Origin of the sequence: Rhodococcus sp. KRD197, from assembly GCF_017168235.1 — a bacterium.
Taxonomy (GTDB): Bacteria; Actinomycetota; Actinomycetes; order Mycobacteriales; family Mycobacteriaceae; genus Rhodococcoides.
Genome location: NZ_JABFAO010000002.1, coordinates 433,899 through 445,895, shown reverse-complemented (window position 1 = coordinate 445,895; position 11,997 = coordinate 433,899). Strand labels below are relative to the sequence as shown.

At 62.5% G+C, this 11,997-nt stretch carries 12 protein-coding genes and 1 tRNA gene; 5 read left to right on the top strand and 8 right to left on the bottom strand.

Annotated elements, in window-relative coordinates; genetic code table 11:
- Window positions 1–21 precede the first annotated feature (21 nt).
- Window positions 22–1,272: an MFS transporter gene (locus tag J1M86_RS04315; RefSeq protein WP_241259539.1), complete on the bottom strand. Its 1,251-nt coding sequence runs from the start codon at window positions 1,270–1,272 to the stop codon at window positions 22–24.
- Window positions 1,273–1,344: 72 nt separating this feature from the next.
- On the opposite strand from J1M86_RS04315, the gene J1M86_RS04310 reads away from it, so the two are divergent.
- Window positions 1,345–1,794, top strand: a complete 450-nt coding sequence (locus J1M86_RS04310; RefSeq protein WP_206508937.1) for a helix-turn-helix domain-containing protein — start codon at window positions 1,345–1,347, stop codon at window positions 1,792–1,794.
- Window positions 1,795–1,834: 40 nt separating this feature from the next.
- Here J1M86_RS04310 and J1M86_RS04305 read toward each other — a convergent pair whose 3' ends face one another.
- The 3 genes from J1M86_RS04305 to J1M86_RS04295 are packed head-to-tail and all read right to left on the bottom strand — an operon-like array spanning window position 1,835 to window position 4,580.
- Window positions 1,835–2,449: a hypothetical protein gene (locus J1M86_RS04305; RefSeq protein WP_139318074.1), complete on the bottom strand. Its 615-nt coding sequence runs from the start codon at window positions 2,447–2,449 to the stop codon at window positions 1,835–1,837.
- A gap of 5 nt (window positions 2,450–2,454) precedes the next feature.
- Complete coding sequence (locus J1M86_RS04300) at window positions 2,455–2,796, bottom strand: hypothetical protein (protein WP_075838896.1); 342 nt, start codon at window positions 2,794–2,796, stop codon at window positions 2,455–2,457.
- A complete protein-coding gene (locus J1M86_RS04295) occupies window positions 2,793–4,580 on the bottom strand; it encodes a TIGR03767 family metallophosphoesterase (protein WP_206508936.1) in 1,788 nt (595 codons plus the stop codon). The genes J1M86_RS04300 and J1M86_RS04295 overlap by 4 nt, the downstream gene beginning before the upstream one ends.
- Window positions 4,581–5,096: 516 nt before the next feature.
- Between J1M86_RS04295 and J1M86_RS04290 the strand changes: the two genes are divergently transcribed.
- Both J1M86_RS04290 and J1M86_RS04285 read left to right on the top strand, forming a co-directional pair.
- Window positions 5,097–5,393 carry a hypothetical protein gene (locus J1M86_RS04290; protein WP_206508935.1) on the top strand — a complete coding sequence of 99 codons (297 nt, stop codon included), beginning with the start codon at window positions 5,097–5,099 and terminating at the stop codon, window positions 5,391–5,393.
- Window positions 5,390–5,674, top strand: a complete 285-nt coding sequence (locus J1M86_RS04285) for a hypothetical protein (protein ID WP_241259538.1) — start codon at window positions 5,390–5,392, stop codon at window positions 5,672–5,674. Before J1M86_RS04290 ends, J1M86_RS04285 begins: the two co-directional genes overlap by 4 nt.
- Window positions 5,675–5,739: 65 nt before the next feature.
- On the opposite strand, the gene J1M86_RS04280 is transcribed toward J1M86_RS04285, so the two are convergent.
- From J1M86_RS04280 to J1M86_RS04265, 4 genes are all read right to left on the bottom strand, one after another.
- Window positions 5,740–7,158 carry a hypothetical protein gene (locus J1M86_RS04280; protein WP_206508934.1) on the bottom strand — a complete coding sequence of 473 codons (1,419 nt, stop codon included), beginning with the start codon at window positions 7,156–7,158 and terminating at the stop codon, window positions 5,740–5,742.
- A 674-nt stretch (window positions 7,159–7,832) separates the two neighbouring features.
- Entirely contained in the window at window positions 7,833–9,026 is a 1,194-nt protein-coding gene (locus tag J1M86_RS26795; protein ID WP_206508933.1) for a site-specific integrase, read from the bottom strand.
- Between the two features lie 129 nt (window positions 9,027–9,155).
- Window positions 9,156–9,240 (bottom strand) — tRNA-Ser (locus J1M86_RS04270).
- A gap of 38 nt (window positions 9,241–9,278) precedes the next feature.
- A complete protein-coding gene (locus tag J1M86_RS04265; protein ID WP_075838895.1) occupies window positions 9,279–9,716 on the bottom strand; it encodes a MarR family winged helix-turn-helix transcriptional regulator in 438 nt (145 codons plus the stop codon).
- Between the two features lie 144 nt (window positions 9,717–9,860).
- On the opposite strand from J1M86_RS04265, the gene mgrA reads away from it, so the two are divergent.
- Together mgrA and J1M86_RS04255 are read left to right on the top strand one after the other, a co-directional pair.
- Entirely contained in the window at window positions 9,861–10,910 is a 1,050-nt protein-coding gene (gene mgrA / locus J1M86_RS04260; RefSeq protein ID WP_206508932.1) for an L-glyceraldehyde 3-phosphate reductase, read from the top strand.
- Window positions 10,911–10,980: 70 nt separating this feature from the next.
- Window positions 10,981–11,967 (top strand): NAD(P)H-quinone oxidoreductase, encoded by a 987-nt coding sequence (locus J1M86_RS04255; RefSeq protein ID WP_206508931.1) that lies wholly within the window; start codon window positions 10,981–10,983, stop codon window positions 11,965–11,967.
- Window positions 11,968–11,997 lie beyond the last annotated feature (30 nt).

Below are 11,997 nucleotides of genomic sequence, written 5' to 3'. Positions count from 1 at the left end.
CGAAGCCCAGATCTCGATGGTTCATCGGGAGTCGCAGCTCAACTCATCGAGCCGTTCGGAAACACGCAATCGGTCGATGACCCACACGCTGAGGGCGGCGGTAGCGTATGCACCACCCAAGACGCTCGCAGCACCCCAACCCGCAGCATGGAAAACCACAGTCGTGGAGATCGCTCCGATTGCACTGCCCAACGAGTAGAACACCATGTAACTACCGATGATTCGACCGGCAGATTCGGGATCGTGCGCGACGATCAGGTTCTGGCTCGTGACATGCACAGCCTGGACGGCGAAGTCCAGCGCGATCACGCCGACTACGAGCAGAGCAAGCGAGTGGGTCGCCTGCGCACTCAGTACCCACGAGAGTACGAGAACTACCAGGGACAGGCCTGTGACGCGTTGCGCTTTCCCCTGATCGGCCCATCGGCCGGCGCTGACCGCTCCCAGTGCGCCGATCAGCCCGGCGATTCCGAACAGCCCGATCTGTGTTGTCGACAACCGCCATGGTTCCTCGGTCAGTGGCAAGGTCATGCCGCTCCACAGTGCACCGAAGGACGCGAACAAGAACAAGGTGATCAATGCTCGGGTACGAAACACTCGGTTCGTAGTCGTCAGCGTTACTACTGACCCGACTGCGCGTGCATACGTGCCCTGTTTCGGTCGCGAACGTACGTCTTTCGGCAACATCGTCAAGGCGACTGCGGCTATCAGGATGGAAATGACGGCAGACCCCGAGTAGACCGCGCGCCAGCCGGCCACGTCGGCGACCATCCCGGCTACGGTGCGGGCAAGGATGATGCCCACCACCACGCCACTGGTGATGACACCGATGTTTGCGCCCCGCTCATCGGGGTCGCTGATCGCCGCGGCGTAGGCGACGATGACTTGGACGACTACCGAGAACACCCCCGTGACGGTGATGCCGATCAGTAGTTGCGCGTTTGTGGTGGAGAACGCAACAAGCAGTGTTCCTGTTGCGGCAGCGGCAGTTTGGATTGCGATCAGTTTCCTGCGGTCCACCAGGTCGCCCAGCGGTACCAGCATGATCAATCCCACCAGATAGCCGAGCTGGGCGAGTGCGACGACCAGGCCGAGGCTTGCCGTGGGAAGCGAGAGGTCCGACCCGATCTGTTCGAGAAGCGGCTGGGCGTAGTAGATGTTCGCCACCGAGACCCCACAGAGCACGGCCAGCAGGATGCGTAGTCCCCGAGACATTCTCCGCCGGACCGGTGCAATCTCGTGTACGGCACGATCGACCACAACGACCTCCATTCGGTTGCATTTTGATACCATTTCGAGGGTACGTTGGAATGGTTTCAAAACGCAACCAATCGAGGAGGCTAGATGATCGATCGTTCGCAGTGGACGGACTCGCATTGCCCCGTCGCCAGGACAGCCGACATCGTCGGAGACAGATGGTCACTGCTGATAGTGCGCGATGCCTTCGACGGTGCACGCAGATTCAGTCAGTTTCAGCGCAACCTGGGTATCGCGAAGAACATTCTGACGGACAGGCTACGAGGGCTTGTCGAGCAAGGAATTCTGGAGACTCGATCCAACGAACAGGGGACCCGGAACGAGTACGTTCTGACCGAACGTGGCATGGACCTGTTCACAGTGATCGTGAGCTTGCGGCAGTGGGGTGAGCGCCACGCCTTCCGTGACGGCGAACTGCGCTCGACGCTGATCGATGACACCACAGGAGATCAGGTGCCCACGCTTCGATTGGTCAATGCGCAGAAGATCGGACTGGATGCGGCGAACACTCACGTACGCAAGATCGGACACGATTGATACCTCTCGCAGAAGAGCAGTCCGGACGCGTTCGCTTCGATTACACGGTTCGAGTCGACGCACCCGCTTCGGGCTTGTCCTGCGCCAGAGATCTGCGATGCAGAGCCGCCCAATAGGTTGCCGCAATTGCGGTGCTGAAGCCGAACATCACCCACGTGAGCATGGCCGCAACGGGACCGGCGATGAAGAAGCCAAGCAGCAACGCAGTCACCCAGTTGACGATGAACAGCGTTGCTACCAGAACGAACCCGAGGAGCGTACGAAACGGCGAGACCATGACCGTCCGGATCGGAGCCGTCCATGGTCGTACCGCCAAAGCCGACAGCACCGGCAATCCAACCACCGCAACGACTATCGGCAGAATCGGCGAGAGAACGCCGGCAAGCGCTCCACCGACCACTGCTGACGTCACTCCTATCAACAGCCTGATCGGAGGGATCGACAAGCCCGCGTCGGCATCGACAGCGGTCGCCGCCACCCCCACGATCAGCCAGGTCAGGACGATCACAACCAGTCCTGACACCACCACGCGCAGTGCGAAAACCCAGTCGACGTGCGGGGTCGGATCACCGACCACCAGTAGCCCCTGAACTATGGCACCGACAAGCACTACCGGCAGTATTACTCGGGCGCCGCGCGCGAGCCCGCGCCACATCCCGATCACCGTGCACCCGCTGTTCCATTGCGCTCGAGCACGGACTGCACGGGCCCTGAGTAGATGACGGAAGTTCCGACCACGAGATCGAACGACGACTCCTCCTCGGATGTCGATGTTGCCGTGATGGTCTCGTTGCCGACGGTCTCTCCAACACATCGAAGAGCCAACCCCTCGCCGTCGCACACAGGTGCAACGAGAATATCGACACCCTTCTCCAGTAGCACCTCGTTGGTCGCGTATCGCAAGTCTGCGATACCAGCTCCCCCGACTGGCGCGAGTGCGTCGACTTGCGAGCATCCCGCAAGAACAAGCGCGAGGGCCACTGCTCCGATCGCACCCTTCATCGCTGCGCTCGCTGCTGGTACGCGAGCAGGCGAGCGCGTTCGCTCATGTGTTGCTGTTCGAGCGAGGCATCCGTGATGGCGGCCAAGTCGAACGGTGCGGGCAACAGTAGCTCAGTGTTGCGGTCCAACGCCGAACCCCTTCTCATGAGTGGATTCTCGGCCCAATCGTTGGCAGCCAGTTCTCGACTCTGCGATGCGAGATCCAGATAGCCACCCGACGAGCCGGGGGTTATCGGCGACGCGTGATCGAGAACCGTCGTGAACAGCGACAGCGTTCCATCCCTGTTGTCGACGATCTCGACGGTCTGCTGTTGCTGTGGAAAGTCGATGCACGACGCCGTCGTGATCTCCCAGAATCCGCTACCCGCTCCGCGGTGAGCGAGGATCTGATTCTGATGCGTATGCCCGTTGAGCCAACCGATCACCACCGGATACGACAAGAGAAGGTCGACGAATTCTTCAGCACCGTAGAGTTTCTTGTTCGAGCCCGGTCGCTGCGCCCGATTCTCCAAGGTGAGGCTGTTGTGATGCGTCAGAACAAGAACGAGCTTCTTTTCTGACTGCGCGCGATTCAATTGACCTCTGAGCCACTCGAACTGGTCCTCTGGCACTGCACCGTCGGCTCCAGCAACGGCATTGCAGGTATCGAGCCCGAAGAAACGTACGTTAGGGGTAACATCCGTTGTCCACCAGGTTTCCCCTGACTCGAGGTTGTGCTGGGTGAAACCGTGCCCGACAGGACCGGGTAACTCCGTGGTGTCGAAATGCTCGGCCATGAATTCACGTTGTTCGAACAGATAACGCCGCGGATCCGCTGTGACACTGCGAAACCCCGGCCGCAAGCCTGATTGAACACCCAATGCGTCCACCATTCGCTGCAGTGGACTTGCGGTCGCTGCGTATCCTGCCAACGTGGACGTCGCGGTGGCACCCAACGTGTACGCCTTCTCCGATCCGACTGCCAGCGAATGCAATTGAGAGGAGAGGTCGAAAGTGCCGAGCAAAAGAGTGTCGTGATTGCCGTACACCGAGTACCACGGCACCGGCAACCCCACCGACTCCACGGGTTGGGCAATGGCCTGGGACAACAAATTGGGAAGTCGGGGAAACCCGTATTCACCGAACGATCCACCTGACGGGTCATCTGGCCGGTAGGCCCACTGCGCGTCCTGCCATGCCTGCACGCCTTCGAACACCGTAGGAGATCCACTGTTCGGAGTCACCGGAACACCATCGAGAACATCTATGTACCAGCGTAGTTCGAGATTCGAATGCATGTCCGCACTGTCGCCGGTAACGATTGCTGCGCCGAGCGGCACTCCACTCACCGGACTGACCGAGTTGTCGGCGAACGACTTCACCATCGCTGCGGTCACGTGCACGGTGAGTGGGTCCTGCGGATGGAACGCCGATCCCCATGTCGCGTGATCCTGCACGATCATCGGCTCGATACGGCCGGGCGACTGGGCATCGATGACGTGCATGTCGGACAGGTGCCCAAGATAGAGGATCGAACGGCGCACGCTCGCTCTCACTGGCGACGGTGCCGCACGCAGAATATCCAATCGCTGCACATAGTTCTCACCCGGCGCAGCCGTCAGCGTTCGGTACGAATGAGCGTCCCCGGCGTTCCGCAGAATAGTCCCCGACAACGTCGACAACGGCGCTTCGGGAGACGTCTGAGCGACCGCGAGTCGATCGCCCAGCACGCCTGGAGCCATTCCCCACAACGCCGCCAACGCGCCAACACGGCTGACGAACTGGCGACGGGACAATCCGGTCATGGAACTCCTCGGGTCAGCGCTAGCGAAAGAATAGCGCCGGAACCGACGGGATGGAACAAATCCGGCCCACCCTTGCGGGTGGACCGGATTCGAACAACAACCTGTAGCGGAAGCGGAGGGATTTGAACCCCCGGACGCTTTTACACGTCTCTCGCTTTCAAGACGAGGGCGGGCATAATTACAAAATCCAGTCAGAATTTCTCCTGGTCAGCAAGTTTACCTTGGGTTGGCCGTTCCACTGCTACTCACGACTACTCCGCGGTGTGTCATCTCTGTGTCACATCGAGGCCCACTGTCGTCACCTTGGAATACTCGGCAGCGACCTGGTCCGCTGTCCAACGCTATGGGTGGTCGTAGGAGTGGGAGTCGGGTCCGGTAGGACAACGCGGCAAAGCTGACGAGCGCAGTGGGGACAAGGGCGCAGGGGAAACTCTTGTACGTGCATGCGTGTTAGCCTTCTGGCGATTTGGCGCTGCTCTCGAGCTGACGTCATTCGATTCCGCTGGGGGGCGAGAAGTGGGTGAACTGCTGGCAGTCGATCTCGAGGAGCTTCGAGCACTCGGCAGAACACTCGCCGATGCAGCGAGCACGATGAACGGAATCTGTGTGACGGCGACGGTCACCATGCCGGGCTCGCCCATTGCCGCCGACTCCGAGCAGAGCACGAGGTCGACGGCGGACGCCTACGCACGCATCGCCCTCAACGTCAACGAAATGTCGGCAACGTGTGAGTGGAGCGCGACGAGCTACGAGGACGTCGACGAGGCGTTCAGTTCTCAGTTGCAGCGCTTCGGCGGCGGGGTTCCGGGGTGACCACCATCTCGCACGTGCAGGGCTGCCAACCGAGCTCGATGCTCGACTACGCCACGTCTCTACTGGCGTCGAACAGTACGTTCACCGATCAGATCCACCGGATGGATCGTGCGGTCGACGCGGCGATGGACACATGGCAGGGGGAGGCGACAGCAGCCGCTTCTGCGCGAAATCTGTCGGAAAGCCTCACCGCCTCGCACATCGACACGGCCGTCATCGCCATCGCCAAAGCGCACTCCTCCCACGGAGGTGTCCTTAACCTGGTTGCACCGATTCGGTAGCGACCAAGCGCGGGTCGCAGACACGAAATGCCCTGTCGTAGTGGAAGAATGAGATTTCTCGAGGATCAAATTCGGCCACAACGAAGGGCATCTCGCAGATGCAACGTCAGGGGGAGGGGAGTGCCCAGGATTGTGACGTCATGTTCCGAATGTGACTGTGAAAGAACCACCTGTGGATCGACGAGTGAATACCGCGAGGCTTCTCGGGGCGCAGTCTGCGCGTAGGGGATCGAGATCACGAGAGCTCGTTGCTCCACGAGGTCGTCCAGGAGACGTTTCGCGGTGCCGATGGAGGCGACGTTGAGCCACGACATCAGGTCGCGTACCGCGATCGGGCGATCGGTCAGTCCGTGACCGTCGGTGAATCGGTGCTCGAGGACGGCCAGCATCGCGATGGCCTGGGCCGGTCGATCTGTCCAGGTGCAGAGGTGCTCGCGTACGCGCCCGATGACGGCGCTGTCGGTATCGGACAGCGGGGGGCGGTGAGCGCGGGCACGGCTCGCGATGGATTCCCAGTGCGCTCGGCTGCTGCCCGGGGTGGCGCTCTCGCGGACGGCGAACTTCTCGAAGACGGGGCAGTTGCGGTAGTACCAGCGCGCCATCGTCCAGTCGCGAATGCCGGAACGCCAGAGCAGCCACGCGGCCTCCGTGGCGCGGTCCGAGCGGACACCGACTGCGGGGTGACTCATGAGCAGCTGCCAGTCTGCGTAGCTGAAGCGTTTCCTGCGGCGCCACGCGCGGGGCGCGACGTCGGTCACGACCACCGGTGCCGCGTCCTGCGCGAGCGTGCGGACGATGCGATCTGTGGTGCTCACAGTGGTCTTGGCCGGTCGTGATCGTCCGTGTCCGGTCGCCGCGAACTGGGGAGCGGCTGCCGGCGACGCCGCGACCTCGGACAGTGCATTGCGGGCTCGGGCGGCCGCATCGAGGGCGGAAAGGGGAGTGCCGTCGAGGGCGATGGGTCGGCAGACGTCGCCGGTGGGCTTGAGTGACGCGGCACCGGGCAGGCGCAGGTAGCGAGCTGGGGTGAGGACGTCGACGGCGCGGGTGTCGTAGCCGGCCCAGACGCGCAGCTCGTCGATCATGCTGGTCAGGTGGGTCCGCGCCCAGTCGGTGGGCGGCGCGAGCACGATGTGGACCGAGTCGTGCGATCCCGATGCTGCGAGGTGGACCAGCGGAGCGTTCACGGTCTCAGCAGCGTCCAGAACACCGGAGGCGATGACGTCTGCGCAGCCGTCGAGGTCGACGGTGAGCAGATCGGGTCGGATACGGCCGACGACGGCGTGAGCGGCAGTGCCGAAACCGAGCGTCTCGGCTTCGGTGATGAGCGCGAGCGGGTTCCCGGCCTTGAGCGACTGGGCGGTCTCGGTGCCGTCGCTGGCCTTGGCGAGCGCGCGTCCGGGAACGCTGAAGTCGACGATCAGTTGGTAGAGCTCACGCCACCGCGTGGGTGGAGAGCTGTGGTCGGCAACTTCTTCCGACACGCTCTGATCAGGGATTGCGTCCGCATGAGGGCGCGCGCTACCCTGAGACCTGTCCGTCAAGACAGTCCCTTTCGTTGGGGGATGCATAACACCGAGGATCGAGCTGGTTACTCGCTTCTCGCTAGGCTCGACGAACCCCCGGCCGTCCAGCCGGGGGTTCTTCCACTTATAAGCTGAGTTGTGTTGCTACGGACGTCATTTCGGGCAGTTCTGGATGTGTCCAAAATCTTTGGTGGGCGGGGAAATTCGCCATTTCGTACCTGGCCCGACACGCACGGCACCCGGGATCAATCCCTGCGCCAGATAGCGATGGAGCGAACGCAGGGGAATGCCAGTCGCCTCGGCGAAGTCCCGCGCGCTCAAGAACTGTGGCGAGTTAGGCGAATCCTTGCCTGCGCCTGACTTTCCGCCCGTGGCATCCATGGCGCAACCGTAGGCCGAAGGAATACAGGAGGCAAGGCCGAATCTTCGTCTGCATCAACCTTTTTCGTGCTCAAGTTCTAGTCGAACAAACTAGTTCGATAAAGCCGGGAGGCACGAACGACAAACTTGGAACCGGCCGATTACGCAGGTCAGTAGCGTTGCCGAATAACTGGGCGAGTAACAATTGTTTCCTGCCGGAGTATCTCAACGACTATCTGCGAACCGATCTAAATATTTTGCAGGAGGGAGCCCTACCCGAGCAGTGCCGCCAGCGCGTCGACCTCCGACGCGTCAGTGTGGGCATAGGTGCGTAAGACGAGCGTCCCGCCATCCGCGTGACCGAGCCAGGCGGCGACCGCGGACGGTGTCGCACCCGCAGCGATCAGTCGCGACGCTGCGGTGTGCCGAGCGGCGTGGAGTCTGCGATGGGGCACACGCGCGTACCGCAGCGCTTCCTTCCACCAATCATCGAGTGTCCGGGGTGCCACAGCTCGACCGTCCCAGTGCGTGAGCACATGCAGATCTCTCGCCCCAATCCAGGCATCGCCGGCTCTCTTCCTGGCGATTTGCTGCCGTTCATGCGTGCCCCTCAGAACTTCCAGTACCGGGGCCGGCAACTTCAAGGATCGTCGGGCGCGGGCGGTCTTTCCGTTCTTCTGATCAATGGTTTGCCCACTGATTCGAACCCGAGTCCGTGCGGCTACCGTAATTCTCCCTGCATCCAAATCGATTGCACTCCAACGTAACCCTGCAAGCTCCCCGCGCCGTAACCCGATCAACGCCAGGTGCACCATGGGCGCATGGACCACGGCCATGTACTCAGCCGACCGCTGCCCGCCGAACAGCGGCAGATCCACTTTCGAGTGCACCGTCAGCAGCCGCGCATACTCGTCTTCGCCGAGTCGGTCCGATAAGTCCAACGCACCTTCGTAGGTTTCGACGTCATCCTTCTTGCGCAACGGCTTCACATATTGAATAAGATTCTCGCTCAATACCTTCCGCCGCTCAAGGTCCTTCCACACGGCTTTGGTTCGCGCAAGCATCGGGTTGATCGATGTTCGTTTCCACTTCCGCCCACCCGGCCCGGTGCCCGCTACCAGGTCTTGCACGAGCTGCTCCACCTGGCGGTCGCCGATGGTCCGCACATCTTGATTACCGAACCGGTCGACGATTGGTGCCAGTGCTGCCGTGTAAGCCGCGAGCGTAGTAAGATTGATCCGCTGCGCCGCAAGCCAGCGCTCGACCGCCTCGGACACGGTTACGACTCCAACCTCGTCGGCGGCAGCCGCCACCGCCTCAGCCGACATAGTCTCTTGCAGCTTGTCGAGGTACTCCCCCGCGAGCGCGGCAGTAGTAAACCGACGCCGGGTCTGCCGTCTCATGCCGTCAGCCCGTGCCAGACGCACCCGCACCTCGTATCGGATGTCCCCGCTTGGGAGCGCCACTTTATCCACGCCTTTTCGCAACGCCATGGCGCGATCCTACTGAGGACGTGTCACTTGTGTGTCATACCGGCGTGTAGCCAAGCGCTACAAGGTCAGGGGCGGTTTCTCGAAACCGCCCCTGACATGCGGCGGAAGCGGAGGGATTCGAACCCCCGGTGGTTTTACCCACTCTCGCTTTCAAGGCGAGTGCATTGGGCCGCTCTGCCACGCTTCCGTGCAAGATACTAAACGCTGAGCGCCCGCTGCAGCGAATCACCCCTTGGTCGATGCGGTGCCCATTGCTCGGTCGACCTTCTCGAAGATGTCACCGAGAACCGTCAGCTCGTGTTCGGTCAGCAGATCCACGAGGTGCGCTCGGACGCTGACCACGTGCGTCGGGGCCGCTTCGACTAGCCGACGCCGGCCTTCGGCGGTGATGACGGCCAGCACGCCCCGTCCGTCGTCGATGCAGGTGCTGCGCTCGACCAGGCCGTCGGATTCCATCCGGCGAATCTGGTGGGTCAGTCGGCTCCGGGAGGACAGGACGCCGTCGGCGAGATCACTCATCCGCAGGGAACCGTCGGGCGACTCCGACAGCATCACGAGGACGCGGTACTCGGCCATCGTCAGGTCGTGCGCGTCCTGCAGATCCTTGTTCAGTACCCCCATCAGTCGTTGGCCGCCGTCCACATAGGCGCGCCACGCTCTCATTTCCGCAGCATCGAGCCACTGCGGGTCCCCCCCGGGACCAAAGGATCGTTCGGCCGTCACCCGGCCATATTAGTCATTGTTCTTACCGAGGAGTAACCCACCGCAATCTATGCCCGAAATCGACATGCGGAATACGCTCGGTTCATGTCCGAACACCGCAGGCCCGAACCGCACATCGATGCCCCCTACGTCGCCGCGGCGGACCGCTACGACTCGATGCTCTACCGCCGGACCGGTAGCAGCGGCCTGAAGCTGCCTGCCATCTCGCTGGGACTGTGGCACAACTTCGGCGACGACGCCCCGCTGATGACGCAGCGTGCGGTGCTGCGGCGCGCCTTCGACCTCGGCATCACGCACTTCGATCTGGCGAACAACTACGGACCGCCGTACGGAAGCGCGGAGAAGAACTTCGGGCGGATCCTGCGTGAGGACTTCGCCGGCTACCGCGACGAGTTGGTCATCTCGAGCAAGGCGGGCTGGGACATGTGGCCCGGGCCTTACGGTTTCGGTGGGTCACGCAAGTACTTGACGGCCTCGCTGGATCAGTCGCTCCAGCGGATGGGGCTGGACTACGTCGACATCTTCTACAGCCACCGCCCCGACCACGAGACGCCGCTCGAAGAGACAGCGGGCGCACTGATCAGCGCGGTGCAGCAGGGAAAAGCCCTCTACGTCGGCATCAGTTCCTACACACCCGACAACACGGTGAAGATGGCGGAGATACTGCAGTCGGCGGGTGTCCCCCTGCTGATTCATCAACCGAGCTATTCGATGGTGAACCGCTGGATCGAGGAAGGCCTGCTCGACGCCCTGGACGGTCTCGGCGCGGGAGCCATCGCGTTCTCGCCGCTGGCGCAGGGGATGCTGACCGACAAGTACCTCGACGGGATCCCGGAAGGTTCACGGGCGACTCAAGGGAAGTCGCTGAACCCGGACTGGTTCACCGACGCGCACGTCGGGCATCTCAATTCGCTCAACGACATCGCTGCCTCGCGCGGTCAGTCGCTCGCCCAGCTCGCGCTCAGCTGGGCACTGCGCGACCCGCGTGTGACGTCCGTGCTCATCGGAGCTTCGAGTGTGCGCCAACTCGAGAACAACGTCGGGGCGCTGGACAATCTCGACTTCAGCGGCGACGAGCTCTCCCGGATCGACGAGCATGCCCGGGACTTCGGGATCAATCTCTGGGATGTGTAGGCGCTTCGCGCATGTGAGCGGAAATACATAGCAGGGCATGTATTTCCACTCACCTGGGTAGCCTCGGTCCATGCACGCAATCACCCTGACAGAGTTCGGTTCACCCGACGTCATGCAGTGGACCGAGGTACCGGACCCACGTCCGCAACGCGGACAGGTCATCGTCGACGTCGCCGCCACCGCCGTCAATCGCGCCGATCTGATGCAGCGGCAGGGCGTGTATCCGCCGCCTCCGGGAGCCAGCGAGATCCTCGGCCTCGAATGCTCCGGTGTCATTTCCGAGCTCGGCGAGGGCGTGCACGGCTGGAGGGTTGGCGACAGGGTGTGCGCGCTGCTCGCCGGTGGTGGCTACGCCGAACAGGTCGCTGTGCCGTCGACACAGCTGCTCCCCATCCCGGGAGCCCTCGATCTGCACGCGGCAGCGGCACTTCCCGAGGTCGCGGCGACGGTGTGGTCGAACCTCGTAATGTACGGCGGCCTGCGATCCGGCCAGGTGGTGCTGTTGCACGGCGGTGGCAGCGGCATCGGCACGCACGGTATCCAGGTGGCCAAGGCGTTCGGCGCTACCGTCGCTGTCACAGCCGGCTCGCAGTCCAAGCTCGACTTCTGCGCGTCTCTGGGCGCGGACATCCTGATCGACTACAAGAACCAGGACTTCGTCGAGGTGCTGAAGGACAGGACGGGCGGTCACGGCGCCGACCTCATCCTGGACAACATGGGCGCGAAGTACCTTCAGCCGAACATCGACGCACTGGCGATGGACGGGACGCTCATCACCATCGGCATGCAGGGCGGCATCACGGGAGAACTGAACTTCGGCGCGCTACTCGGCAAGCGCGGAACCGTGCATGCGGCGGGACTGCGCGGGCGACCCGAAACGGGTAGGTCCAGCAAAGCGGACATCGTCGCCGACATGATCGCTCGTCTGTGGCCCCTGATCGAGGAGGGCACCGTCAGCCCCATCGTTCATGCCGAGCTGCCGATCACCGACGCACCAGAGGGCCACCGGATGCTCGACGCCGATGCCATCGGAAAGGTCATCCTGCGCGTCCAGTAGGCGCCAACCTATGTGCGTGGAAATACATAG

What these genes read in the sequence shown, in the direction of transcription:
- J1M86_RS04315 (WP_241259539.1), bottom strand. Translation starts at nt 1,272, where the DNA reads ATGGAGGTCGTTGTGGTCGATCGTGCCGTACACGAGATTGCACCGGTC.
- J1M86_RS04310 (WP_206508937.1), top strand. Translation starts at nt 1,345, where the DNA reads ATGATCGATCGTTCGCAGTGGACGGACTCGCATTGCCCCGTCGCCAGG.
- J1M86_RS04305 (WP_139318074.1), bottom strand. Translation starts at nt 2,449, where the DNA reads ATGTGGCGCGGGCTCGCGCGCGGCGCCCGAGTAATACTGCCGGTAGTG.
- J1M86_RS04300 (WP_075838896.1), bottom strand. Translation starts at nt 2,796, where the DNA reads ATGAAGGGTGCGATCGGAGCAGTGGCCCTCGCGCTTGTTCTTGCGGGA.
- J1M86_RS04295 (WP_206508936.1), bottom strand. Translation starts at nt 4,580, where the DNA reads ATGACCGGATTGTCCCGTCGCCAGTTCGTCAGCCGTGTTGGCGCGTTG.
- J1M86_RS04265 (WP_075838895.1), bottom strand. Translation starts at nt 9,716, where the DNA reads ATGAGAGCGTGGCGCGCCTATGTGGACGGCGGCCAACGACTGATGGGG.
- mgrA (WP_206508932.1), top strand. Translation starts at nt 9,861, where the DNA reads ATGTCCGAACACCGCAGGCCCGAACCGCACATCGATGCCCCCTACGTC.
- J1M86_RS04255 (WP_206508931.1), top strand. Translation starts at nt 10,981, where the DNA reads ATGCACGCAATCACCCTGACAGAGTTCGGTTCACCCGACGTCATGCAG.